21 protein-coding genes are annotated in these 24,146 nt (G+C 61.2%); 5 read left to right on the forward strand and 16 right to left on the reverse strand.

The features are described from left to right. Nucleotides 1–34 precede the first annotated feature (34 nt). The 11 genes from GTP58_RS11990 to GTP58_RS12040 all read right to left on the reverse strand — a co-directional run bounded on the left by GTP58_RS11990 (nt 35) and on the right by GTP58_RS12040 (nt 9,737). The gene (locus GTP58_RS11990; protein WP_161077669.1) at nt 35–622 is read right to left on the reverse strand and encodes a LytR C-terminal domain-containing protein; all 588 of its coding nucleotides are present in this window, start codon (nt 620–622) and stop codon (nt 35–37) included. A 5-nt stretch (nt 623–627) separates the two neighbouring features. Further along, entirely contained in the window at nt 628–1,545 is a 918-nt protein-coding gene (locus GTP58_RS11995) for a type II secretion system F family protein (RefSeq protein ID WP_161077670.1), read from the reverse strand. A gap of 11 nt (nt 1,546–1,556) precedes the next feature. Continuing rightward, nucleotides 1,557–2,534 (reverse strand): type II secretion system F family protein, encoded by a 978-nt coding sequence (locus tag GTP58_RS12000; RefSeq protein WP_161077671.1) that lies wholly within the window; start codon nt 2,532–2,534, stop codon nt 1,557–1,559. A gap of 5 nt (nt 2,535–2,539) precedes the next feature. After that, nucleotides 2,540–3,880 carry a CpaF family protein gene (locus GTP58_RS12005; RefSeq protein ID WP_161077672.1) on the reverse strand — a complete coding sequence of 447 codons (1,341 nt, stop codon included), beginning with the start codon at nt 3,878–3,880 and terminating at the stop codon, nt 2,540–2,542. 1 nt (nt 3,881) lies between these two features. Continuing rightward, the gene (locus GTP58_RS12010) at nt 3,882–5,054 is read right to left on the reverse strand and encodes a CpaE family protein (RefSeq protein WP_072788076.1); all 1,173 of its coding nucleotides are present in this window, start codon (nt 5,052–5,054) and stop codon (nt 3,882–3,884) included. Next, nucleotides 5,051–5,320, reverse strand: coding sequence for a hypothetical protein (locus tag GTP58_RS12015; RefSeq protein WP_161077673.1), 270 nt, complete (start codon nt 5,318–5,320; stop codon nt 5,051–5,053). Before GTP58_RS12015 ends, GTP58_RS12010 begins: the two co-directional genes overlap by 4 nt. A gap of 13 nt (nt 5,321–5,333) precedes the next feature. Next, nucleotides 5,334–6,728 carry a type II and III secretion system protein family protein gene (locus GTP58_RS12020; protein WP_161077674.1) on the reverse strand — a complete coding sequence of 465 codons (1,395 nt, stop codon included), beginning with the start codon at nt 6,726–6,728 and terminating at the stop codon, nt 5,334–5,336. 6 nt (nt 6,729–6,734) lie between these two features. Beyond that, on the reverse strand, nt 6,735–7,565 hold the full coding sequence (gene cpaB, locus GTP58_RS12025) for a Flp pilus assembly protein CpaB (RefSeq protein WP_161077675.1): 831 nt from the start codon (nt 7,563–7,565) through the stop codon (nt 6,735–6,737). Next, nucleotides 7,562–8,884 (reverse strand): ATP-binding protein, encoded by a 1,323-nt coding sequence (locus GTP58_RS12030; protein ID WP_161077676.1) that lies wholly within the window; start codon nt 8,882–8,884, stop codon nt 7,562–7,564. Before GTP58_RS12030 ends, cpaB begins: the two co-directional genes overlap by 4 nt. 85 nt (nt 8,885–8,969) lie before the next feature. Continuing rightward, nucleotides 8,970–9,500, reverse strand: coding sequence for a prepilin peptidase (locus GTP58_RS12035; RefSeq protein ID WP_072788067.1), 531 nt, complete (start codon nt 9,498–9,500; stop codon nt 8,970–8,972). Nucleotides 9,501–9,557: 57 nt separating this feature from the next. Beyond that, nucleotides 9,558–9,737, reverse strand: a complete 180-nt coding sequence (locus GTP58_RS12040; RefSeq protein WP_072788064.1) for a Flp family type IVb pilin — start codon at nt 9,735–9,737, stop codon at nt 9,558–9,560. Between the two features lie 265 nt (nt 9,738–10,002). Here GTP58_RS12040 and GTP58_RS12045 point away from each other — a divergent pair, with 265 nt between their 5' ends. Further along, a complete protein-coding gene (locus tag GTP58_RS12045) occupies nt 10,003–11,046 on the forward strand; it encodes a GGDEF domain-containing protein (protein ID WP_072788061.1) in 1,044 nt (347 codons plus the stop codon). On the opposite strand, the gene GTP58_RS12050 is transcribed toward GTP58_RS12045, so the two are convergent. Further along, nucleotides 11,043–12,266, reverse strand: a complete 1,224-nt coding sequence (locus GTP58_RS12050) for an HD-GYP domain-containing protein (protein ID WP_072788059.1) — start codon at nt 12,264–12,266, stop codon at nt 11,043–11,045. The two genes, GTP58_RS12045 and GTP58_RS12050, sit on opposite strands and share 4 nt — an antisense overlap. Before the next feature lie 132 nt (nt 12,267–12,398). Between GTP58_RS12050 and GTP58_RS12055 the strand changes: the two genes are divergently transcribed. The 3 genes from GTP58_RS12055 (at nt 12,399) to icmF (ending at nt 20,435) form a co-directional block, all read left to right on the forward strand. After that, nucleotides 12,399–13,328, forward strand: coding sequence for a LysR substrate-binding domain-containing protein (locus tag GTP58_RS12055; protein ID WP_072788056.1), 930 nt, complete (start codon nt 12,399–12,401; stop codon nt 13,326–13,328). A gap of 164 nt (nt 13,329–13,492) precedes the next feature. Next, nucleotides 13,493–17,011, forward strand: a complete 3,519-nt coding sequence (locus GTP58_RS12060; RefSeq protein WP_161077677.1) for an indolepyruvate ferredoxin oxidoreductase family protein — start codon at nt 13,493–13,495, stop codon at nt 17,009–17,011. Between the two features lie 136 nt (nt 17,012–17,147). Beyond that, a complete protein-coding gene (gene icmF, locus GTP58_RS12065) occupies nt 17,148–20,435 on the forward strand; it encodes a fused isobutyryl-CoA mutase/GTPase IcmF (protein WP_161077678.1) in 3,288 nt (1,095 codons plus the stop codon). Between the two features lie 15 nt (nt 20,436–20,450). Here the strand turns inward: icmF and soxR are convergent, their stop codons facing one another. Continuing rightward, entirely contained in the window at nt 20,451–20,888 is a 438-nt protein-coding gene (soxR, locus tag GTP58_RS12070) for a redox-sensitive transcriptional activator SoxR (RefSeq protein WP_161077679.1), read from the reverse strand. A 68-nt stretch (nt 20,889–20,956) separates the two neighbouring features. Between soxR and GTP58_RS12075 the strand changes: the two genes are divergently transcribed. Beyond that, nucleotides 20,957–21,370, forward strand: coding sequence for a RidA family protein (locus GTP58_RS12075; RefSeq protein ID WP_161077680.1), 414 nt, complete (start codon nt 20,957–20,959; stop codon nt 21,368–21,370). On the opposite strand, the gene GTP58_RS12080 is transcribed toward GTP58_RS12075, so the two are convergent. The 3 genes from GTP58_RS12080 to GTP58_RS12090 all read right to left on the reverse strand — a co-directional run bounded on the left by GTP58_RS12080 (nt 21,364) and on the right by GTP58_RS12090 (nt 24,137). After that, nucleotides 21,364–21,768 carry a hypothetical protein gene (locus GTP58_RS12080; RefSeq protein ID WP_161077681.1) on the reverse strand — a complete coding sequence of 135 codons (405 nt, stop codon included), beginning with the start codon at nt 21,766–21,768 and terminating at the stop codon, nt 21,364–21,366. The two genes, GTP58_RS12075 and GTP58_RS12080, sit on opposite strands and share 7 nt — an antisense overlap. Before the next feature lie 76 nt (nt 21,769–21,844). Further along, the gene (locus GTP58_RS12085; RefSeq protein WP_161077682.1) at nt 21,845–22,858 is read right to left on the reverse strand and encodes a substrate-binding domain-containing protein; all 1,014 of its coding nucleotides are present in this window, start codon (nt 22,856–22,858) and stop codon (nt 21,845–21,847) included. Nucleotides 22,859–22,868: 10 nt separating this feature from the next. Continuing rightward, a complete protein-coding gene (locus tag GTP58_RS12090; RefSeq protein WP_161077683.1) occupies nt 22,869–24,137 on the reverse strand; it encodes a sugar MFS transporter in 1,269 nt (422 codons plus the stop codon). Between the last annotated feature and the right edge of the window lie 9 nt (nt 24,138–24,146).

A 24,146-nucleotide genomic window follows, 5' to 3' on the forward strand; every position in this document is an offset into this window, starting at 1 on the left:
TCCCAAAGGAGGCCACTCCTTTCGGACGGTTTTTTTATTTGAGATAGTGGATGTCGTGACCCAGCACGATACGCATGTCGGCGTAGGCGTTGCCCGCCGTGCGTTGATACAGCGGCAGATGCAGGCGCTGCGCCAATGCCAGCGCCATCGTCTTCTGCGCATTCTGATACTCGATACGGCTTTGCGGCACATTGAACGGCTTTACATTCGTCAGGCGCACTGTCTGCAAACCATCCACCCTGAGCTGACGGGCCAGGCGTGCTGCCGCGCCAGCGATACCATTGCCATTGCTGATCTCGAGCCGTACCGTGTCGGCATCGGTGCGTACCACCGCCACCAGCGCGGGACCGAGCTGCCGCACTTCGGTGCGCGCGAGCTTCAGCGTTTCGTAATCCTGTTGCACATCATGCTGGCGCAACGACGACGCCTGGTGATGCATGGCGCGTGCACGTTCAGGCTCGCCTTCAGCGGCCAGCGCTGTGGCCAGCTGCTCCCACCTGGACGCGTCGAGCGGATCACGCAAACAGGCTTGTTCCAGCGGCGTGACATGGTCCTGCGGCGGAGTGACAGCGCAGGCCATCAAAAACAGTCCAGCACCGGTGACGATTGCGTTCTTCATCATGGCTCCTAGTGATTAAGCTGCATCATCCGGTAAATCTGTATCCCTGCCGGGCCAATCAGCACCAGCATCAGCGTAGGGAAAATGCAGAAGATCAGCGGGAACAGCAGCTTGAGCGCGATCTTGGCGGCCGCCTCTTCGGCCAGCACGCTACGCTTGCTGCGCAGATTATCGGAATGGACGCGCAGCGAATCTCCCATGCTGGTGCCGAAGCGTTCGGACTGGATCAGCATGGCCACCAAGGTATCGACATCTTCCACGCCGCTGCGCAACGCCAGATTGCGCAAGGCGCGTTCCTTGGTGAAGCCGGCCCGCATCTCCATCAACGCCAATTGCAGTTCCTGCGCCAGTGCCATGCTTTTGATGTGAATTTCACCCGCCACCTTGGTTAGCGCACGCTCGAGGCTCAGGCCCGCTTCCACGCAGACCGTCAGCAGATCCAGCGCATCGGGGAACGTCTCAAAAATCTCGCGGCAACGCGCTGCGGCCTTGTGTGACAACACGGCATTGGGCAAGTAGTAGCCAATCGCTGCGATCAGCAGCAGCAAATACAGCGCGCCGTTGACTGAAAACGCGCCGCACATGGCCGCGATAGCAGGAAGGCCAAGCGACAGCAGCGTCTTCGCGGCAAAATACAACGACGGCGCAGAAGCGCTGCGCCATCCGGCGTTCATGAAGCGCGTCCGCAAGGGTGAACGCTCCCACCCCTCTTCCGGCACGGACAGGCGTGAAAACGGCTGCGCTGCCTGCGCCACCTTTTCCACCCAGCCACCCGCCAGCGGCTCTGGCTCGGATTCGGTCGGCTCCACCACATCATTCAACCGGTCGCGCAACGCCACCGGAGAAAGCACCAGCAGTGCCGCTACCGCGATACCGGCTGCCACCACAAACACCACCGCCAGGAATGCAATTTGCGTCGCGCCCATGCTCCTCTCCTTCACACACGTATGCGTATCAGCTTGCGCATCCACAGCACGCCGCAAGCAGCGACGATCAGCGCGTACCAGACCAGCTGCACACCGATGGGATCTGTCCACAGCACGCGCACATAGGCCGGATTGGATAACACCATCAGCGCCATCACGCCGGCCGGCAGCAGTCCCAATACCCAGGCAGACATGCGGCCTTCGGCAGACATCACCCTGACCTGCGACAGCAGCTTCAAACGCGCCCGTATCAGACGGCTGATATTGCTGAACACTTCCGCCAGATTGCCGCCGGACTCGCGCTGTATCAGCACGGCGATCACCAGATAGCGCAAGTCCGTCAGCGGCACGCGCAATGCCAGGTTGTGCAAAGCCTCATTCATTGGCACGCCATAGTTGATTTCCTCATAGGCGAATTTGAATTCGCCAGCGATAGGATCAGGCATCTCCTCGCCCACCATCTGCATCACATTGGCGAAGGAGTGCCCGGCACGCAGTGCGCGGCCAAGGAAATCCGCAGCTTCCGGCAACTGCTCCTCGAGCTTACGCAATCGCGCACTGCGTGTCCTCATCAATGCCAGCCAGGGCAGGCTCACGGAAAAGGCCAGCCCGCCAGCGGCCGGCGCAAATGGCATTTGCAGTATCTGCACCAGCACGAGCGCCACGGCGGCGGCCGACACCGAACAGCCAAGAAACTGTGCCACCGACCAGCGCACACCCGCCTGCATCAGCAAGCGGTCCAGCAACGCCAGCCTGGCGACGCGGCGCAGCAGCTTGTCCAGGGCGGGTTGCCGGCTGTAGGTGCGGCGTTTCAGGATATCCACGCGCTCGCCATTGCCATCGCCGCTGGCCGACATCAGCCGCAGACGTTTGGCGATACGCCGCGCGGCACTGCCATGCACCCCGGACCACCACAGCCACGCGCCCTCTATCATCAGGATGACCGCCGCAAACAGCAGCACCGCGAACATGGCAAACACGGTATCCATGATGGTCACTCGTAGATTTTGTCGGGATCGAATACCGCATCCGGCACCGGCACGCCAAACATGCGCAGCCGCTCGGCAAAACGCGGCCGGACGCCAGTCGCATAGAAGCGGCCCTGCACCGCGCCATGGGCATCCACACCTTTCTGCTCGAAGCGGAATATCTCATGCATCGCAATCACCTCGCCCTCCATGCCAGTGACCTCCTGCAGGCTGACCAGCTTGCGCGTGCCGTCGGTAAGGCGCGACACCTGCATCACCACCGTCACCGCAGAACAGATCTGCTGGCGCGTTGCGCGCGGCGTCAGGTTCACGCCCGCCATGCCAACCATGTTTTCCAGCCGCGTCAACGCATCGCGGGGTGTGTTCGAGTGTATGGTGGCCAGCGAGCCTTCGTGACCGGTGTTCATCGCCTGCAGCATGTCCAGCGCTTCCGGCCCGCGCACTTCGCCCAGGATGATGCGGTCCGGCCGCATCCGCAGCGCATTCCGCACCAGCGAACGCTGGTTCACTTCACCCTTGCCTTCGATATTGGGCGGGCGCGTCTCCAGACGAACTACATGCGGCTGGCGCAGTTGAAGTTCAGCCGCATCCTCAATCGTCACGATGCGTTCGTGCGCGGGCACAAAGCCCGACAGTACATTCAGCATGGTGGTCTTGCCGGATCCGGTGCCGCCGGAAATCAGAATGTTGACCTTGGCCTGGCCCAGCGCCTGCAGCACCTGCACCATCGGTGGCGTCAGGCTGCGGTAGTCCAGCAGGTTGGCGATGCTCAGTGGGTTGACGGCAAAACGCCGGATCGACAGGATCGGACCATCAATCGCCAGCGGCGGGATGATGGCGTTCACACGTGAGCCATCCGGCAAGCGCGCATCCACCATCGGACTGGATTCGTCCACACGCCGCCCCACGCGGGAAACGATCTTCTCGATGATCTTCATGAGGTGGGCGTTATCGTTGAAAGCAACCTCCGTCAGTTCCAGCTTGCCCGCGCGCTCGACATAGACTTTACTGGCCGTATTCACCAGAATGTCCGACACGCCTGGATCGGACAGCAACGGCTCCAGCGGCCCGAAGCCCAGCATCTCGTGCTGGATATCCAGCACCAGATTGTGCCGTTCGTGCTGATTCAGCACGATGCGCTCTTCCTCGATGATGCGCTGGACCAGCAGCGCCAGCTCGTGCTTGAACTGCTCCGGCGTCAGCCGCTTCAGGCGTTCCAAATCGATGCGATCCAAAATCGTTTGATGCATGGACTTCTTCAGTTCCTGATACGCCGCAGCAGCCAATCCCGGCGAGCCACTGTTACGGCCATCATCTGCATGCGACAGGCGTTCGCGTAAGCTCATCTCATCCTCCCTCATTGCGGCCAAAGATACGGTCAAACAGACCTTTGCTTTCCAGTACACGGCGCGCAGCGACCAGGTCTACCAGCTCCGCCAGGCTGCGCGCAACGGCGCTGCTGCGCGACAGCTGCAGCACCGGTATGCCCTGGTTGACCGAGTCCGTCGCCGACAGATAGTCGTTTGGTACGGTGTGCACCACATCGGCGCCCAGCGCCTGCTCCAGATCCATCAGGCGCAACTTGCCGCCCTTCTCATAGCGATTGACGATCAGGCGCGTGCGCTCGTTGGGATAGCCCAGTGAGCGGAAGATATCCAGCAGCCGCCGGCCATCGCGGATATCCGGCAGCGCCAGTTGCAGCACGGGATAGATGGTGTCCGCCTGATCCAGCGCACGCAGCGAGATGGCATCGATCTGGCGGCCGACATCCAGCACCACAAAGTCATAGTGCTGACGCGCCACGCGCAGAATGTCGTCCATATGCTCAGGCTTCATCGCGACCGTCTGGTGAGGATCGTCCGCCGCCGCCAGCACGCCGAAGTTGGATGCCACATGCACCAGGCAGGAATCAAGGAAAGCGCCGTCCATGCGGCTGATCTGCGCGCAGATATCGGACAGCGTCATGGCAGGCTTCTGGTCGGAGACATACAGCGTGGCGTCGCCGAACTGGCCATGCAGGTCGATCAGCAGCACCTTCTTGTCGGCCAGCGCCGCCAGCGCGTAACCAAAGTTGGTCGACAAAAAAGTCGCCCCGCTGCCGCCTTTGCAGGAAATGAAAGCCAGTACCTTGCCTTCACGTACAGGACTGATGCCAGCGGCGATTTCGATACGGTCCATGGCGTCATGGAAGGCGCGGTGTTCCAGCGGCAGCTGCATCACTTCGCGCATGCCGGCGCGCATGGCGCGTATCAGCAAATCCTGTTGCGGATCGCGGGTGAGCAGCATGAAGGAGGCCGATAGATATTGTTTGCTGAGGCGCTCCACCAGCTCGCCCTCCTCCGCATCGGTATCACTGGCATCCAGGATGACCAGTTCCGGCGGCTCCGGCAGCTGGCGTTCAACCGCATCACGCAAGCCATTGCGCGATGCGACCAGCTGCAACACCGGCATGCGCGCCGAGCCTTGCGCGGCGATCTCCGCGTGCAGCAGGCTGTCCTTGCTGATCATCAGTGCTTTCATTTGGCACCGCCATTCAGGACCGGGGCTTGTGCCGCCGGCTCGCCTGCATTTTTAAGATAGCGCTCATAGGCCGCGCGCGCGCTGCGGCCGTCCATGCCGGCAGCTGGATCGCTGTTGCTGCCCGCTGCGGGATACAGAATCTGCTGCGCCAGCGTGGCGCGCACATCGGCGCCAAAATGGCTATCCCATTGCGGCGTGGTCTGGACCTGGAGTGAAGCGCAGGCGGACAGTGTTACTGCCGCCAGCAGTATCAGGAGATTGCGCATAGTCGTTCCCTGGTTATTTGCGGTCTGGCCCCTGTTCCGGCGGCGGTCCTTCAAGACGGCCACCAAGGAACAGACTGGCGCGGCCTGGCGTCGTCACGCTGTCGGTCGGCAGCTTGTAGCCTGCCGTCAGCGGCCGTACCAGATGCGGAGTCACGACAAACAGCAATTCGGTGCGATCCTGCTGGAAGTCGGTGCTGCGGAACAGCGCGCCAAGTACCGGCACTTCGCCGAGAATGGGCAAGCCGTTGATGCTGGTGGTCTGGCTGTTCTTAATCAGGCCACCGATGGCGAAGCTTTGGCCATCAAACAATTCCACGGTGGTGGAAGCGCGGCGCGTGGTAATCAGCGGCAGCACGGCGTTGTTGGAAAAGCCTGCCGCCGAGATGCCTATGCCTTCACGTGAAATCTCCGAGACTTCCGGCGCCACGCGCAGGTTGATGCGGCCGCCCGCCAATACCGTGGGCGTAAACCGCAGACCGACGCCGAATTCCTTTTCTTCCAGAGTGACCTTGTTGTTGTCCTGTGCGACGGGGACAAAAATGCGGCCACCGGCAAGAAAGCTGCCCTCCTGTCCACTGATCGCCATGACCGTGGGTTCCGCCAGAACGCGCACCAGCGCATCCTCTTTATCAGCTGCGATGCTGCTGTGATTTGCTGTGGGACGGCCGATGTTGAGCAGGCTTTTGAGCGTCCCGGTGACAAAATTGGCAGACAAGGCACCGGCCCAGCTGCCGCCGCCAAAGCTGAGCGCCGTATTGGCCTCCAGCTTTTCCAGCAGGGACTTCGAGACTTCGGCGATTTTCACTTCCAGCATCACCTGCTGCGGCGCGCCGATGTTGAGGAAGTTGACGATGCGCGCATTGGACGATGTGACTGAAGATGTGGGCGCCGGGTTCTTCGCATCCAGTGGCTGCGCGGGACGGCGTACAAAAGCAGCTGCCAGCTCCAGCACCCGCGCCGCAGTAGGCGCATCATCTACCGTGCCGCTGATGACCAGCGTATCGCCGGCGGCACTGACCTGGATGTCTTTCTGATCCGGCAGCAGAGCCGCCAACGCCTGCTGCAAAGCGCCTGGATCAATGCCGACCACCACCTCCACCACGTTGCACAAACCACTGCGGCCCTGCACAATCATATTGCTGCTGCCGATATCGACACCCACCACGTACAGCGTATCCGGCGCCACCAGCATGGCTTGCAGCACGGCGGGATTGCCGACACTGCGCGCCTGCACCGCTTCCGGCATACGCATCAGCGTCGACTTCCCGAGCTGTAGCGACATATGCCCAGGCTGCGCAGCCTGGCCAGCGCAGCGCAGGCCGGCATTCTCGCCGGCTGGCGTAGCCGCCCATGCCTGGCCGATCAACGTCAGCGCAGCCCATGGCGCTGTAAGGCGGAAAAGGTTCATGGCGGCTCACAGGCATTCCTGCGTGCGCTGCACGCCGGTGATCACGCCTATGCAGGCGCGCGGCCCAGGCACGGCAGCGGCCACCTGTACACGAGGCTTGGGCGCTGGCGGCGGCACAGCCGTATCAGCCGCGGCACTGACACTCGCATCGCGCGCACCGAGCAAGGTCCCCTTGGTGGCGCCCTCCGTCGTTCCAGGCTGCGGGTCTACCTGATTGCGCAGCACCAGCGACAAGGTGCCGACACTGCGCGCCAGGTCCAGGTTCTCCGCCTGGGTGGGTGTGACCTCCAGCGTCACCGCATTGACCACGCGCGGCTTGGTCTCATCGCGGCCCACTTCCTGCGCCACGGCCAGTACCAGAATCCGCTCAAGAACGATCTTGGAAATGGCCCGTTCATTGGATTGCGTGTTGACGATGATGTCGACAAAATTCCCCGGCAGCGCAAACCCGGCCACGCCCACCACATCGTTCACGCGCACCGTGATTGCCCGCTTGCCTTCGGCAATCAGCGCCGACAGCCCTCCCAGCGTACCTGCGGGCGCCAGCTTCGCTTCGCTCAATGGCTCATCACGCAGCACACTGGTTTTCAGTACGCGGCCCACCAGCTTGCCGCCATCGCGCAGCGCGCCGTGCGGCAGGCTCTCCGCCGGCCAGTCGATCTGCTTGAGCATCTCCGGCGCCAGACGCTGACCGAGGTTCACGTCCGCCGCCGCCACGATAATTTTGCTGGATGACCCGGGCGTCTGGCGCAGCAGCCAGCGCGAAGCCAGCGACACTGCGGCCAGGCCGAACACGATGGCCAACGCCATCATCAGGAGTGCGCGGCGATTTTTCATGATGACGCACCAGCGAACATGCTGATCCAGGCCTGGTCCAGCGCGGCCACCGACAACCGCGCCGGTTCACCCATAAAGCCCGCGAAGTCGGCCACGCGACCAGCGATCTCGCCGGGATAACAGGCCAGCAGCGCCAGCCCGCTGCCCGCATGCAGTTCATCGAGCAGATACGTCATGCCCGTCTCCTCGTAAGCCACGCCGGCGCTCAGACACTGATGGCGGACCAGCGTACGGTAATTCGCCGCAGACAGCGCGCCCACCGGAATCTTGTAGCCCACACGCCGCAGTGCCGTATCGTCCAGCAGCAGCGACGGCGACACGCTGGTGGCAAACACCAGCCGCAAACGGCACGGCACCTGGAAGTGATAACCACCCGCCAGCGACAACGCACTACGCTCCATTTCCTGCGCCTGCGCGAAGCGGTTCAGCAATTCGGCAGCCGGTATGCGCTGACGTCCCAGATCGTCAACAATCAACAGTCCGTTGTTGGCCTTCAGCTGCGGCGGTGCGCGGTAGCAGCCGCTGGCAGCATCCGGCTGCAAGTCCAGCATCTCCGCGTCCAGCGACGCATCCAGCACCACCACCGGTCGCTGGCACAACACCCAGCGCGGGTCACTGCTGCGCCGCTCCGGTGCTTGGCGCACCTGGCGCGGCAAGGGCGCGCGATGCATCGCTGGGTCATATACCTGCACGATATCCTTGCCCACTACCAGTGCATGCGGCACCGCCACCAGTCCTTGCAACAGCGCCCCCAGGAGCCGCGCCAACACCGACTTGCCGCTGCCCGATGGCCCATACAGCAACATGCTGCGCCCCGCATACATGGCCGCGCCCAGCATGCGCTGAACTGCCGGTGCGAGGAAGTCGTCGGCAAATTCGGCCGCCAGTTCATCTGCGCACAGCGACGGCGCATGGGCGGCCTGGCGGTCCACCACGGCGCGATACGCTTCCAGCGTCACCGGCGCCGGCCCGGCATACGGACAGCGCTCAAGCCACGCGTTGGCGCGCTGCTTGCCGGCGCTGGTCAACTGATACTGCACATCGATATCGGACTCGCCACGCCAGGCCACTTCCACCACCTGCTCGGCCACCATAAAGTCGAGCACCTCGCGCAGCACGTTGATCGACAAATGCAGCTTGGTGGTCAGCACGGGCAGATGGCTTTTACCGCCCAGGTACAGCACCTTGGCGATCAATTCCACGATCAGCTGCTGCTGCAGGCCGCAATCGCGCACCGATTTCGGTTGCGGCGGCAGCACCGCTTCCGGTTCGGCGTCCAGCAATTGGGTGTAGGGGGATGGCGGTTCCAGGGCTAGCATTTTTATCTCCGCGAGGAATTGTTTCGTCGTGGAATCAAGTTTAGCCAGCCATGCTTTGTGGATATTGACGCGCAGCAAGCGCGGCTCAATGATGCTGCCAGGCGACCACGCCCAGCGTGCCCAGCGCGATTGCCACGCCGTAAGGGATGCCGCCCACGCTGGCCTTGGGCGCCAGCGGCACCGGCAACAGCGGCACGCCCAGCAGACGCAGCAGGAGCGGTGTGCAGATCAGCCGCAGGTTGCGCGCGCTGTCGCGCCAGCGTCCGCTCAACAACAGCATCAGCAAGGCGATCGCGCCGCCCGTCAGATAAGACAGCACGGCAATCTGCAGCGCTTGCGAAGGCCCGGTAAATCCTCCCACCATGGCCATCAGCTTGACATCGCCGGCCGCCATGCCGCGCAGCAGATACAGCGGCAGGAATAAAAAAAAGCCGGCAACCACGCCGGCCAGCCACTGCGACACGGGCGCTCCCGCCTGCCCGCTCAGCAGGTGCAATATCAGCGCCAGCAGCAGGCCGCTCAGGATCAGCACATTGGGTATCTTGCGCATGGCCAGATCCGTCAGCGCCGCTTGCGCAACCAGACAGATCAGAATGACTTCGATGGCGTTCAGCATCACCGTCTCCCAAAAGGGCTTTCCGGCCTCACCGCTGCCGGAAAGCCCGCACAACGTTTATGGCGTCGTGATCTTGTTGGCAATCGCCTGGAAGGCGGTGCTCAGCGCCGGCGTCAGCAGGCCGAAGGCAGCCACCACGGCGGCCACCATGGTTGCCGCGATCAAGCCATACTCGATGGCGGTAATGCCATCCTCGTCACGCGCAAACTCTTTCGCTAATGCAATAAGCGAGTTCATGTCGTACTCCTTTGGTTGGTCCATAAAGTCTCTGGCGCTCCATTGATTGCGCCATTGTGTTTAACTATACGGATCGCAATTTGCCGAGAGTTGACGCCACGCAAGTTTTCCGTACGGAAAATTTTTTAGTCTATGATGAACCTGGGTGCATGCGAATGTCGGAAAAAGGTCGCATTCTTCGGTAATAGAAGTTTTTTTTCGCACACAAGAATTGCCTCGATTGCAAAAAGCTATTATCCTGCTTAGCTGTTCTTTGGAAAGGCAAATGGACTCCTTACTGAAACACATGGTGGACATGACCGGTCACCGCGATCACACGATGCTCGACATCTCGGTGATTTCGGCGGTGCAGGAGCTTGCCCGCGCCGATCAGGTCCGTGTGTTGACGCTGGCCACTGTCCGAGGAAAGATCTTCGTGCGTCCGCGCGCCATCATCGCCTCCGGTGAACCGGCACGCATGGTCGATACCTCCGACCAGCACTCCCCAGGCGATTCCATCGACATTTATCCGGCGCTGGCCCAGTGCATCGACCGCCACGAATCCGGCGCCGATGTGGCCAACGAAGCGGGCGAGCACACCTTGTGGCTGCCGATCTGGCTGGGCGACAAGGCCGATACCTGCCTGGAAATCGTCAATCCGACGCCGTACACCAAGGAAACCATCCACGTCATTGGCGGCATCGTCAGCGTCTACCGCAATTTCCAGAATCTGCTGGACTACAGCGAACGCGATTCGCTGACGGGCCTGCTCAACCGCAAGACTTTCGACGACCAGCTGTCCAAGATGCTGGCCGCCAGTACCGAACAGGAATCCGTCACGCTGCCCGGCGAGCAGGAGCGCCGCGTCCATACCGACGAAGAAAAGCAATGGCTGGCCGTGGTCGATGTCGACCACTTCAAGCATGTCAACGACCGCTTCGGCCACCTGTACGGCGACGAGGTGCTGATTTTGATTGCCAACCTGCTCACCTCCTCGTTCCGCGCGCAGGACCGCGTGTTCCGTTTCGGCGGCGAAGAGTTTGTGGTGCTGCTGCGTTCAGCCACGCTGGACAATGCCAAGAAAATCATCGAACGCTTCCGCATGAACGTGGCGGCGCACGACTTCCCGCAAGTGGGCAAGGTGACCGTGAGTGTGGGCTTTGTCAGCATCAGCGCGCTAGAAGCGCCGGTCATCATCCTGGGCCATGCCGACCAGGCGCTGTACTACGCCAAGAGCCATGGCCGCAACCTGGTGTGCCACTACGACGAACTGGTCAGCGGCGGCCTGCTGCAGACCATCGAATCCAACGATACCGCTGAATTCTTCTAGGCTGCGACCGTCAGGAAGCGCATCGGATCGACATTCCATTTCGCCGGCGACTCGTGGCCGACAATCTTGTCGCCGCCACCAAAGCCCAGTCCACGCGACAGATCGACGGTTTCCGGTTTGATGTAAACGTTCTTCTTGGTGCTGAAAAATACATTGACCTTGGGCGCCAGCAAATTGGTTTCGTGTGGCTCCACCACCACACCCAGGCGTCCCGACTCCAGCAACACCATGGTGCCCACCGGATAGATGCCCACGCAACGCATGAATTCCTGCGCGTACTGCGGGTTGAAGTGGAATTTGCTCCACTCATAAATCTTGCGCAGCGCCGCCGCCGCCGACATGCCCTTGTGATAGCAGCGATCAGCGGTAATCGCGTCGTACACGTCGACAATGGCTGCCATCTGCGCCAATTCGCTGATTTCGTCATTGGCCTGTTTGCTTGGATAGCCGCTGCCGTCGCGCCGCTCGTGGTGATGCAGCGTGATATCCAGCGGAATCGGGCCGATCTCCGGCGATTGCTTCAGGATGTTGTAGCCATCTTCCGGATGCTTCTTGATGATGGCGAATTCCTCATCGGTCAGCGGCCCCGGCTTGTTCAGGATCTTGTCCGGCACCAGCGCCTTGCCCGTGTCGTGCAACAGACCGCCCAGCCCCGCCTGGTGAGTAATGTCCGCCGGAATATTACGCGAACGGCAGAACGCCACCAGCAGCGTGCACACACTCACTGAATGCAGGAAGGTGTAGTCATCCTTGGTCTTAATCCGCAGCAAACCCACCAGTGCGCCCGGGTTGCGCAAGATCGATTCGGTGATGTTCTGCACCACAGGCTGCACCTGATCCAGCTCAATGGCCTTGCCGAGACGGGCATCCTGCATCACACTGCGCACCAGGGTGGAAGCCTGATGACGGATCTGGACGGCGCGCTGCATTTCCTCGCCGAGCGACACACGGGTCTGCACGGGCGCTTTGGCAACGATTTCGACGATTTCCCGCTCAGTGGCGGCCTGGGCTTCCGCCAGCGTCGGCGCGTCCTCCACATCCAGGCCTTTGGCACTGTCGATCACCACGTCATGAATGCCGGCATTGATGATCTTGCGGATTTCGTCGGTGCTGGAGATCAGGAAACGATTGCGCACGAACGGATGGGTCATCCAGTCGCAGCTCAGGTCATGAATATACATGCCCACTTTCAGCTGAGAAGAGTCGACTTTCTTTAACATACGGATACCCATCCAAAAGATGCTGGAGCGCTGAATTACGCTAGCATAAGTATAACAAACTGTTTCCCACCGGGATTAAATTTACACTTGCAAGTGTTTGTTTGACTAGGGGTACTTTCTTACTTTTTGGATATGGAACTACGCCAGCTTCGTTATTTTGTCGCCATTGTCGACCACGGTTCGCTGTCACGCGCCGCGCTGATTTTGCACGTCGCGCAGCCCGCGCTGACCCAGCAATTGCGCCAGCTGGAAGAGGAACTGGGCGTGCAGCTGCTGCACCGTACCGCGCAAGGCGTGCTCAGCACAGACGCCGGCAAGGTCTTCTACGAACACGCCCAGGCCATCCTCAAGCAGGTGGCGGACGCCCGTTCCGCTGTGGCGCAATCGGCGGAACGGCCCAGCGGCAGCGTCACACTGGGACTGCCGCACAGCATCTCCGGCGCGCTGGCCCTGCCGCTGCTGACCGCCACCCGCAGCCAGTATCCCGAGATTACCCTGCAACTGACCGAAGAGCTGACCGGCAACCTGAGCGAGCAGCTCAAGTCCGGCCGCGTGAACCTGGCCATCCAGTTTGACGACGGTCAGCTCAACCAGTTTGCCACCACCCCGCTGGCGGAAGAAGAACTCCACTTCATCTGTCGCGCGGATGCTACTTACGCGAAAAGTGAGCAGTCACTTACACTACAACAGGCATTGAATACCACCCTCATCCTGCCCGGCCTGCAACACGGCGTACGTCCGCGCATCGAGGCTGTCGCACGCGAAGCCGGGCTCAGCCTGAGCAATGTGATTGAGATCAACTCCATCGCCATCCTCAAATCGGCGCTGCTGGCCGACATGGGCGCCACCATCCTGCCGTCCGCCCCGGTGCTGGACGAACTGCAGCGCGGCGAATTGCGCGCCCAGCGCATCCACAGTCCGTCAATTTCGCGCACCGTGGTACTGTGTGCTTCACGCAACATTCCACTGACCAATGCCGCCGCCGCCATCACCCGCCTGGTGCGCCAGATCAGCGATGGCCTGTGCGCCGAAGGGAAATGGCCCGGGGCAACACCGATATAAGAAATTCTTATACCCCCATCGGCAAACGGTATTTCCGTATACGTCAAGTAGCGCCCATACTGGTAGAAAGCCGCTAACCGCGGCTACCCGGTTTGACCCTGGCTCGCCTACCCGGCGGCACCCAGTGCAAACACGATCCTGATACCAAAAACGGAGACACCGCCATGCCAGACGGCACTAGCCTGCTCACGTCCGTGAGCCTCGACGACAAATACACTTCCACCAAAGGCACCATCTTCCTCTCAGGCATCCAGGCACTCGTGCGCCTGCCGATGATGCAGCACGTGCGCGACAAGGCCTATGGCCTGAATACGGGCGGCTTCATTTCCGGCTACCGCGGCTCGCCGCTGGGCGGCCTTGATGAAAACCTGTGGAAGGCCAAGCCGCACCTGGAACAGCATCACGTGCAGTTTGTGCCGGGAGTGAACGAAGATCTGGCGGCAACGGCAGTCTGGGGCTCGCAGCAGGTGGATCTGATCGGCGAGAGCAAGTACGACGGCGTGTTCGCCATGTGGTACGGCAAAGGCCCGGGCGTGGACCGCTGCGGCGACGTCTTCAAGCACATGAACCACGCTGGCACCTCCAAACATGGCGGCGTGCTGCTGGTGGCCGGCGATGACCACGGCGCGTATTCGTCCACGCTGCCGCACCAGTCGGACCACATCTTCTCCGCCTGCATGGTGCCTGTGCTCTACCCATGCAATGTGCAGGAATACCTGGACCTGGGCATCCATGGCTGGGCCATGTCGCGCTTCTCCGGTTGCGCCGTGGCGTTCAAGGCGCTGGCAGATACGGTGGAATCGTCAGCCTCGGTGGACGCCGACCCGTTCCGCGTGGATGTGAAGATCCCGCAGAATTTCGTCATGCCGGAAGGCGGCCTGAATGCACGCCTGTCCAGCATCCCGCTGGGCCAGCAGGCGCGCAATCAGGAAGCGCTGATGCAGGACTACAAAATCTACGCCGCGCTGGCCTATGCGCGCGAGAACAAGCTGAATCACACCACCATCGATTCCAAGGACGCCAAGCTGGGCATCATCGCCTCCGGCAAATCGTATCTGGACGTGCTGGAAGCGCTGGAAGAACTGGGCATCGACGAAGCAATGGCCGCCAAGGTGGGCCTGCGCCTGTTCAAGGTCGCCATGCCATGGCCGCTGGAACCGGACAGCGTGCGCGAATTCGCCCAAGGCCTGGACGAGATCCTGGTGGTCGAAGAAAAACGCCAGTTCGTTGAATACCAGCTCAAGGAACAGCTGTACAACTGGCGCGACGATGTACGTCCACGCGTGATCGGCAAATTCGACGACAAGGGCGAATGGGTGGCGCCACGCGGCGAATGGCTGCTGCCACCAAAGGCTGACTTCTCCGTCTCGCAAGTGGCGCGCGTCATCGCGGGTCGTGTCGCGCGCTACATCAGCGACGCCCACATTCAGGACCAGATCAAAGCCCGCCTGACCTTCCTCGATGAGAAGGACGCCGTGCTGAAGAAAGCCATCAGCACCCCGTTCCGTCCAGCGTTCTACTGCTCCGGTTGCCCGCACAACACCTCGACCAAAGTACCGGACGGTTCGTTCGCGCTGGCCGGTATCGGCTGCCACGTGATGGCCACCTCCATCTACCCTGAGTACAACAAGCTGACCACCCACATGGGCGGCGAAGGCGCGCCGTGGATCGGCCAGGCCGCGTTCTCCAAAGTGCCGCACGTGTTCCAGAACCTGGGCGACGGCACCTACTTCCACTCCGGCTACCTAGCGATCCGCGCAGCGGTTGCGGCCAAGGTCAACATCACCTACAAGATCCTGTACAACGACGCCGTCGCCATGACCGGTGGCCAGCCAGTCGATGGCCAGACCTCCGTGCCGATGATCGCGCAGCAGATGGCCGCAGAAGGCGTCAAGCGCATCGCGCTAGTGACGGAAGACCTGTCGCGCTACACCGACCGTTCGGCGCTGCCGGCCATCGTCTCGCTGCACGACCGCAAGGACATGGATGCGGTACAGCGCGAGCTGCGTGAACTGCCAGGCGCTTCGGTGCTCATCTACGACCAGACCTGCGCTGCCGAAAAACGCCGCCGCCGTAAAAAAGGCGAATTCCCTGACCTGGCCAAACGCATGGTCATCAACGAAGCCGTGTGCGAAGGCTGCGGCGACTGCGGCATCCAGTCCAACTGCGTGTCGATCCTGCCGAAGGAAACGGAATTCGGCCGCAAGCGCACCATCGACCAATCGTCGTGCAACAAGGACTATTCGTGCGTGAAGGGCTTCTGCCCGAGCTTCGTCACGGTGGAAGGCGGCGCGCTGAAGAAAACCAAAACCGGCGCGACGCAAAGCGATGACGGCTGGGATGCACTGCCTACGCCAGCATTGCCGGAATGCGAGCAGCCATACAACATCCTGATCAACGGCATTGGCGGCACCGGCGTGATTACCGTCGGCGCGCTGATGGGCATGGCCGCGCACATTGAAGGCAAAGGCGCCTCGGTGCTGGACATGACCGGCATGTCGCAGAAAAACGGCTCGGTCACCTCGCACGTGAAAGTGGCGCGCACGCCGGACCACCTGCGCGCGCAGCGCATCGCTACCGGCGAAGCAGACGTCATCCTCGGCTGCGACATGCTGACCGCCGGTGCTGCGGATGCCGTATCCAAAATGCGTCCGGGCCGCACGCTGGCCATCGTCAACCTGCACGAACAGCCGCCAGGCACCTTCGCGCAGAACGCCGACTGGCAGTACCCGACCGCAGACGTACGCGCGCTGATCGAAGAATCGGTCGGCGCAGGTGCTGCCGACTTCATCGACGCCACCAAGCTGGCCACCGCGCTGATGGGCGACTCGATTGCCGCCAACCTGTTCATGCTGGGCTACGCCTGGCAGCGCGGCCGCATCCCGCTCAAAGAAGAATCGCTGCTGCGCGCGATTGAACTGAATGGCGTCGCCGTCGCCTCGAACAAGAAGAGCTTCCTGTGGGGCCGCCGTGCCGCCGTGGACCTGAAGCGCGTCGAGCGCATCGCCACGCCAGCACAAGCCATCATCGTGCAGATGCCGCAAAGCCTGGACACCACCGTTGCCAAGCGCATGGAATTCCTGACCGCGTACCAGAACGCCGCTTACGCCAACACCTATTCGGAACTGGTGGCGCAAGTGCGCGCGAAAGAAACCTCGCTTGGCCTGGGCAACAAGCTGTCCACCGCCGTGGCCAAGTACTACTTCAAGCTGATGGCCTACAAGGACGAATACGAAGTCGCGCGCCTGTACACCGATGGCCGTTTCGTCGAACAGCTGCAGTCTCAGTTCGAAGGTAACTTCAGCGTGAAGTTCAACCTGGCGCCACCGATGTTCGCGAAGAAGGATGCCAAGGGCCACCTGGTCAAAGCGGAATTCGGCTCGTGGATGTGGAGCGCGTTCAAGCTGCTGGCCAAGCTGAAAGGCCTGCGCGGCGGTGCGCTCGACATCTTCGGCTACACCGAAGAACGCAAAATGGAGCGCGCACTGATCGTTGAGTACCGCGAGATGGTGTCCGCAATGATCGCCCAGCTGAACGCAGAAAACCACGCCACCGCAGTCGACCTGGCCTCGCTGCCGGAAAAAGTGCGCGGCTTCGGCCACGTGAAGGAAAAAGCCGTCGCCACCTTCCGTACCGAAAAAGCCCGTCTACTCAACCTGTTCAGCCAACAGCGCGCCGCATGATGATTGAGACACAAACCCGCAACCCGGACGCGGGGGTCTGACCCCGTACGGGGTCAGACCCCTGGTAGCCGCACTGCGGGTTTGACGTTAACGTAAACGTCATATAATCAACAAAAAAATACTATTAGGGACACCAATGAACGATCTCTCGACTCCCAAAATCGCGGCCGTGGATGAACAGCCGCGCGTAAAGAACAAAGTTCGCTTCGTCACCGCAGCCTCGCTGTTCGACGGCCATGACGCCTCCATCAACATCATGCGCCGCATCCTGCAGTCGAACGGCGTGGAAGTGGTCCACCTGGGCCACAACCGCTCGGTCGACGACGTCGTCACCGCCGCACTGGCCGAAGACGTGCAAGGCATCGCCATCTCCAGCTACCAGGGCGGCCACGTCGAATACTTCAAATACATGATCGACCTGCTGCGCCAGCGCGGCGGCGCCCACATCAAGGTATTCGGCGGCGGCGGCGGCGTCATCGTCCCGCAGGAAATTGAAGAACTGCACGCGTACGGCGTCACCAAAATCTTCAGCCCGGAAGATGGCCAGCGCATGGGCCTCGTCGGCATGATCCAGTGGATGGTGCAGCAGTGCGACATCGACCTGTCGCCCTACGCGCCAACCTCCCTCGCGCCGCTGCGCGAAGGCGACATCGCCACCCGTCACCGCCCACTGGCACAGCTAATCACCGCACTGGAAAACGATAAGGCCTCTGCCACGCTGCGCGCCGAACTGCTGGCTGCTGCACAAGACCTGCCCGTGCCAACGCTGGGCATCACCGGCACCGGCGGCGCCGGTAAATCCTCGCTGACCGATGAACTGATACGCCGCATCCGCCTCGACCAGGGCGACGCGCTGAACATCGCCATCATCTCCATCGATCCATCGCGCCGCAAATCCGGCGGTGCGCTGCTGGGCGACCGTATCCGCATGAACGCCATCAATCCGTGGGCCGGCCAGGCGCGCGTGTTCATGCGTTCGCTGGCCACGCGTGAAGCAGGCTCCGAGATTTCGCAAGCGCTGCCAGACGTCATCGCCGCCTGCAAGGTAGCAGGCTTCGACCTGGTGATCGTTGAAACCTCCGGTATCGGCCAGGGCGACGCCGCCATCGTGCCGCACGTGGACGTCTCGATGTACGTGATGACGCCGGAATTCGGCGCTGCCTCGCAGCTGGAAAAAATCGACATGCTCGATTTCGCCGACTTCATCGCCATCAACAAGTTTGACCGCAAAGGTGCGCAAGACGCGCTGCGCGACGTCGCCAAGCAGTACCAGCGCAACCGCGAACTGTGGAGCAAGCGTCCGGAAGAAATGCCGGTCTACGGCACCCAGGCATCGCGCTTCAATGACGACGGCGTCACCGCGCTGTACCAGGGCCTGCTGCCACGGCTGGCGCAACTCGGCCTGCGCGCACAGCAAGGCAAACTGGTGGCCACCGACGTGCGCCACTCCAGCGGAAAAAACGTCATCGTACCGCCAGCGCGCGCGCGCTATCTGGCGGAGATTGCCGACACCGTGCGCGGCTACCACCGCTTCACACGCAAGCAAGTCACGCTGGCGCGCGAACGTCAGCAACTCAGCGAAACCAAGCGCATGCTGGCCATCGCCCACAAGGCCGCAGACTTCGACGATCTGATCGCCGAGCGCGATGCCGAAATGGACGGCGGCGCCAAGAAGCTGCTGGCGCAATGGCCAGACATGCAGGCCGCCTACGCTGGCGACGACTACGTGGTCAAAATCCGTGACAAGGAAATCCGTACCCGCCTCGTGCAGCACACGCTGTCCGGCACGCGCATCCGCAAAGTCGCACTGCCGCGCTTTGAAGACCATGGCGAAATCCTGCGCTTCCTGATGCTGGAAAACGTGCCGGGCTCCTTCCCGTTCACCGCTGGCGTGTTTGCGTTCAAGCGTGAAGGCGAAGATCCTACCCGTATGTTCGCTGGCGAAGGCGACGCCTTCCGCACCAACCGCCGCTTCAAGCTGGTCTCCACCGGCATGGACGCCAAGCGCCTGTCCACCGCATTTGACTCGGTCACCCTGTACGGCGCCGATCCTGCGCTGCGCCCGGACATCTACGGCAAGGTCGGCAACTCGGGGGTCTCGATCGCCACGCTGGACGACATGAAAGTGCTGTACGACGGCTTCAACCTGTGCAGCCCGAGCACCTCGGTGTCGATGACCATCAACGGTCCTGCACCAACCATCCTGGCGATGTTCATGAACACCGCCATCGACCAGCAAGTCGACAAATTCGTTGAAGAGAACAAGCGTCAGCCTAGCGCCGATGAAGCTTCCAAGATCAAGGACTGGGTACTGCAGAACGTGCGCGGCACCGTACAGGCGGACATCCTGAAAGAAGACCAGGGCCAGAACACCTGCATTTTCTCGACCGAGTTTTCGCTGAAGGTGATGGGCGATATCCAGGAATACTTCGTCCACCACCAGGTACGCAACTTCTACTCGGTGTCGATCTCCGGCTATCACATCGCCGAAGCGGGCGCGAACCCGATTTCGCAGCTGGCCTTCACGCTGTCCAACGGCTTCACGTTCGTGGAAGCCTACCTGGCGCGCGGTATGCACATCGACGACTTCGCACCCAACCTGTCATTCTTCTTCTCGAACGGCATGGACCCTGAGTACACGGTACTGGGCCGCGTGGCACGCCGCATCTGGGCCGTGGCAATGCGCGACAAATACGGCGCCAACGACCGTTCGCAAAAACTCAAGTACCACGTGCAAACCTCGGGCCGTTCGCTGCACGCGCAGGAGATCGACTTCAACGACATCCGCACTACGCTGCAGGCGCTGATCGCGATCTACGACAACTGCAACTCGCTGCACACCAACGCCTACGACGAAGCCATCACCACGCCAACCGACGAATCAGTCCGCCGCGCGCTGGCGATCCAGCTCATCATCAACCGCGAATGGGGCCTGGCCAAGAACGAGAATCCGAACCAGGGCTCCTTCATCATGGACGAACTGACCGATATGGTGGAAGAAGCCGTGATGCAGGAATTCGAACGCATCGCCGAACGTGGTGGCGTGCTGGGTGCGATGGAAACCGGCTACCAGCGCGGCAAGATCCAGGAAGAGTCCATGCTGTACGAGCACCAGAAGCATGACGGCACGCTGCCCATCATCGGCGTCAACACCTTCCGCAATCCGAAAGGTGCGGAAGCGCCAGCGCAGATCGAACTGGCGCGTTCCACCGACGATGAAAAGCAGTCGCAGCTCAAGCGCCTGGAAGAGTTCCACACCCGGAACGCCGCAGCAGCGCCGCAAGCACTGGCCGCCCTGCAGCAAGCCGCCATCGACAACGCCAACGTGTTCGAAAAGCTGATGGACGCCGTCCGCGTCTGCTCCCTCGGCCAGATCACCACCGCGCTGTTCGAAGTCGGTGGCCAGTACCGCCGCAATATGTAACCTGTACCAGCCGCACTATCTGAAGTGCGGCCCGGCCCCCTCCCCTGCCAACGCGTCCTGCGCGTTGCGCAGCGGGCAGGCTTTTAGTGACAGGCATCCGCAGCCGATGCAGCCGTCCAGCTGATCGCGTAACTGCGTCAGCGTCTTGATCCGCTCCTCCAGCTCTTGCTTCCATGCTGCTGAAAGACGTCGCCAGTCGGTGACGGTCGGCGTTCGTCCTGAGGGCAGTGCGTCAAGCGCACGTGCAATCTCTGCGAGCGGCAGGCCCACACGCTGCGCGACTTTGATGACGGCCAGGCGGCGCAGCACCGAACGTGGGTAGCGGCGCTGGTTACCGCCGGTTCGCACGGAATGGATTAATCCCTTGGCTTCGTAGAAGTGCAGCGCGGAGACGGCGACACCAGCGCGTTCGGCCAGTTCACCCACGCCAAGTACCTTTGAAGGAATCGTCATAGAAAATCCTTGACCTCAAGTTAAGTTGAGATTTTATAGTGTCCTCACATCCACTGCTGAAGAACACCATGAAATTCATCAACCCCACCGGTCTGTACGACCCGCGTCCCAATGGTTACAGCCATGTCGTCATCGCCGAAGCGCCGGCACGCATCATCTACATCGCCGGACAAGGTGGTGAAAACGCTGAGGGCGAGCTGTCTGACGATTTCAAAACCCAGGTAGAGCAGGCGCTAAGCAATCTGCAAACCGCACTCACCGCTGCTGGTGCGCACCATACCAGCGTGAGTAAAGTCACGGCCTTGATTGTGGAGCATAGCGAAGCACGTCTCGCCATCTTCAGCAGCGCATTGCGCGCCATGTGGGGGGACAACCCTGCGCCAGCGTGCACGCTGATTCCCGTTCCGCGCCTGGCACTGGACGGCATGCTGTTTGAAATTGAAGCCACCGCAGTGCTGCAGGCAGAGGATGAGATTTATTGAGCGTGGCAGTCGGCCACGCGGTAGAAGTAATAGTTACCGAAGTTCAGAAACTCGCTTTTGTCGTTGAAGCGGTATGTGATCTCGCGCCGTTTCTCGTCAAAACTGAGCAAACCACCAGCGTGCTTGGGCAACTGTTCCCTGAAGACGTCCGAAGGGAACGGTTCACTCCCACCCAGCGTGAGTATCAACGTATCCTTATCCGTTCGGCGCCAGGCCGCAGGACTATAAAACGCAAACCCGCCGCGAAATACCAGGTTGCCGTCGGCTTGCATCAGCATGCACATGGTTGGATATTCGGTTCCCGTATTTTCCAGCACCAAGGGCGGCGCAGAGCGCTGCACATGGGCGCAGCCTCCAATCATAAACGCAACAGTGACGTAGCCCAGATACGGTTTCATACGATGAACGCGAATTGCGATGACACCATTATCATTAGCTCCCACCACCACAACCGTGCGCCAGCGCACTTTAGATTTAGGTTTCCCTGACTGGTCCGACGGTGGAGCCCTCCAGCAGCACTGGCTGCCACAACTCATGCAGCTCGCTGGCGGGCGTGCCGTCTACCAGCGACATCAGCATGGAGACCATGCGCGCGCCGGCTTTGTGCGGGTCGGGTTGGTCGATGGTGGTGACGTTTGTGCCGGCCAGCGTATCGGCCACATTGCCCCAGACGATGAGGGAGATTTCTTTGCCGATGTCGATACCCGCATCCAGCAGCGCACGCACGGCGCCCACGCCGGACAAATGGTTATCGACCACCACTGCGGTCGGCCGCGGCGAGCAGGCCAGCAACTGCTGCATGGCCTGATAACCGCTGCGGCGATCCAGCGTATTGTCGATGAGGTAGCGTGGATCGGCGCTCAGGCCCGCCGCCGACATGGCAGCGACAAAGCTGTCCTTACGCTGACGCGCGAAGTTCAACTCCAGCGGCGCGCCGATCAGCGCGATGCGCTGGTGGCCCAGTCCCAGCAAGCGCTCCATGGCCATGCGGATGCCGGCTTCGTTGTCATAGTCGAACCACGCATACGGCGCATTCAGCTCCGTACGGCCATGCGCGACAAACGGGAATTTGGCTTTGCTCAGAAACGCGATGCGCTCGTCATGCACCAGCGTGCGGCTGACCACCAGGCCATCGACACGGCGCCCGCGCACGATCTGCTGATACGACGGCTGCTCTGCGGCTGGCGACACCGGCGCAATAATCAGATTTTTGCTGACCGCTTCCAGCGCAGCCGACATACCCGCTACCACATCGAGAAACATGGGATCGCCCAGGTCCGACGCCAGCAACGGGTAAATGATGCCGAACACATTGGTACGCCCCAGCGCCAGCGAACGCGCCATCGGATTCGGCTGGTAGCCTACCTCTTTGGCAGCCTTCATTACCCGCTCGCGGGTACGTACATTCACCTCGGGGTAACCGTTTAACGCGCGACTCACCGTGGTTTTGGACATACCCAAGTGATTTGCAAGATGCGCGAGGTTCATAGCCTGATGTTCAATGTTGACTGCTAATTATAGCGTTTGCGTCGAATCCACCGCCACCGTCATCGACCGATTTTTTAAAAAAATACAACATTATCAGCACGATGGAGATGGGCACCAAGGTTAAATAAAACGCGAAGTGGCCGTTGAAGTTACCGAACACATAGCCCGTGATTAAGGAGCCAGTGGTACCACCCAGCGCTGAGAAAATCACCAGCAAGCCAGTCATGGCGGAGTGCTGGTTCTTTGGCAAAGAGCTGAGCATCACTGAATTGATGCCCGGGTAAATAGGCGCCATGAACAGGCCAATCAGCGGGAACAGGAAAGTCGCCAGCGGCGCGCTGGCCCAGGTGATATGGGGATCGGCCACCACATCATGCGTCAGCGGCAGCGCCAGCAGCACCATCGCCGCCATGCCCAGCACGCAGGCATTCATCACGGGATACCAGTGCAGCTTGCGCATCAACACGCCCGCCGACAGCCGCCCCACGGCCAGGCAGGCAGCAAAGATGCTGGTCACTTCCACGCTCATCGCTGCCGGCAGCTTGAGGATTTCGTTATTAAACGTCGGCAGCCAGGTGCCGATGCTCTGCTCAATCAGCACATACAGGAAGGCCGTGATGATGAACACGCACACCAGCGGCTTGAAGAACAGTTTGAGCATCTCGGCGAAATCCTGCGCGATGCCGCGCCCCTCCGGCAACGCCGCCTTCGATTCATTGAATGGCGTGGACAGGATCAGCAGGAAGGTCGCCGCGCACAGCACCGCCAGCACCCAGTAAGTGTGCAGCCAGCTTTGCGACAGCGGATCGTGCGAATCGATGAAGTAGCCGAACACCCAATAGGCGCTTAACACGCCCAGCATGAAGAAGCCCTCCAGCAGGTTCATGGTGCTGGCGTGCTGCTTGCGATCCTCGGCGATCAGGCCCAGTGTCGAATACACCGACACCTTCACCAGCGCGAACGACACGCCCACGCAGAAGAACAAGGCCTTGGTCGTTGCGAAGGACGGCAGCAGCGGCATGGCCACGCACGCCGCGGTGACGATCGCCAGACCGATCAGCATGGCCTTCTTGTAGCCGATGCGCGGCAGGAACGACGCCACCAGAAAGGACACCACCGCAATCGGCAGGTCTTTAAAGCCTTCCAGTACGCTGGCGGCGGATTTGCTCACGCCATAGTTGCTGATTACCTGCAGGATCACCGTGCCCACGCTGTTGAGCAGGATGGCGAATACAAAGTAGATCAGGAATAGCGCAAATAGTATTTTGTTGTTCTTCATGCTGCTGTC

Source organism: Duganella sp. CY15W (assembly GCF_009857555.1).
Lineage (GTDB): Bacteria > Pseudomonadota > Gammaproteobacteria > Burkholderiales > Burkholderiaceae_D > Rugamonas > Rugamonas sacchari.

Excerpts from the sequence above, each read along its gene's own strand:
- GTP58_RS11990 (WP_161077669.1), bottom strand. The coding sequence starts at position 622 with ATGATGAAGAACGCAATCGTCACCGGTGCTGGACTGTTTTTGATGGCC.
- GTP58_RS11995 (WP_161077670.1), bottom strand. The coding sequence starts at position 1,545 with ATGGGCGCGACGCAAATTGCATTCCTGGCGGTGGTGTTTGTGGTGGCA.
- GTP58_RS12000 (WP_161077671.1), bottom strand. The coding sequence starts at position 2,534 with ATGGATACCGTGTTTGCCATGTTCGCGGTGCTGCTGTTTGCGGCGGTC.
- GTP58_RS12005 (WP_161077672.1), bottom strand. The coding sequence starts at position 3,880 with ATGAGCTTACGCGAACGCCTGTCGCATGCAGATGATGGCCGTAACAGT.
- GTP58_RS12010 (WP_072788076.1), bottom strand. The coding sequence starts at position 5,054 with ATGAAAGCACTGATGATCAGCAAGGACAGCCTGCTGCACGCGGAGATC.
- GTP58_RS12015 (WP_161077673.1), bottom strand. The coding sequence starts at position 5,320 with ATGCGCAATCTCCTGATACTGCTGGCGGCAGTAACACTGTCCGCCTGC.
- GTP58_RS12020 (WP_161077674.1), bottom strand. The coding sequence starts at position 6,728 with ATGAACCTTTTCCGCCTTACAGCGCCATGGGCTGCGCTGACGTTGATC.
- cpaB (WP_161077675.1), bottom strand. The coding sequence starts at position 7,565 with ATGAAAAATCGCCGCGCACTCCTGATGATGGCGTTGGCCATCGTGTTC.
- GTP58_RS12030 (WP_161077676.1), bottom strand. The coding sequence starts at position 8,884 with ATGCTAGCCCTGGAACCGCCATCCCCCTACACCCAATTGCTGGACGCC.
- GTP58_RS12035 (WP_072788067.1), bottom strand. The coding sequence starts at position 9,500 with ATGCTGAACGCCATCGAAGTCATTCTGATCTGTCTGGTTGCGCAAGCG.
- GTP58_RS12040 (WP_072788064.1), bottom strand. The coding sequence starts at position 9,737 with ATGAACTCGCTTATTGCATTAGCGAAAGAGTTTGCGCGTGACGAGGAT.
- GTP58_RS12045 (WP_072788061.1), top strand. The coding sequence starts at position 10,003 with ATGGACTCCTTACTGAAACACATGGTGGACATGACCGGTCACCGCGAT.
- GTP58_RS12050 (WP_072788059.1), bottom strand. The coding sequence starts at position 12,266 with ATGTTAAAGAAAGTCGACTCTTCTCAGCTGAAAGTGGGCATGTATATT.
- GTP58_RS12055 (WP_072788056.1), top strand. The coding sequence starts at position 12,399 with ATGGAACTACGCCAGCTTCGTTATTTTGTCGCCATTGTCGACCACGGT.
- GTP58_RS12060 (WP_161077677.1), top strand. The coding sequence starts at position 13,493 with ATGCCAGACGGCACTAGCCTGCTCACGTCCGTGAGCCTCGACGACAAA.
- icmF (WP_161077678.1), top strand. The coding sequence starts at position 17,148 with ATGAACGATCTCTCGACTCCCAAAATCGCGGCCGTGGATGAACAGCCG.
- soxR (WP_161077679.1), bottom strand. The coding sequence starts at position 20,888 with ATGACGATTCCTTCAAAGGTACTTGGCGTGGGTGAACTGGCCGAACGC.
- GTP58_RS12075 (WP_161077680.1), top strand. The coding sequence starts at position 20,957 with ATGAAATTCATCAACCCCACCGGTCTGTACGACCCGCGTCCCAATGGT.
- GTP58_RS12080 (WP_161077681.1), bottom strand. The coding sequence starts at position 21,768 with ATGAAACCGTATCTGGGCTACGTCACTGTTGCGTTTATGATTGGAGGC.
- GTP58_RS12085 (WP_161077682.1), bottom strand. The coding sequence starts at position 22,858 with ATGAACCTCGCGCATCTTGCAAATCACTTGGGTATGTCCAAAACCACG.
- GTP58_RS12090 (WP_161077683.1), bottom strand. The coding sequence starts at position 24,137 with ATGAAGAACAACAAAATACTATTTGCGCTATTCCTGATCTACTTTGTA.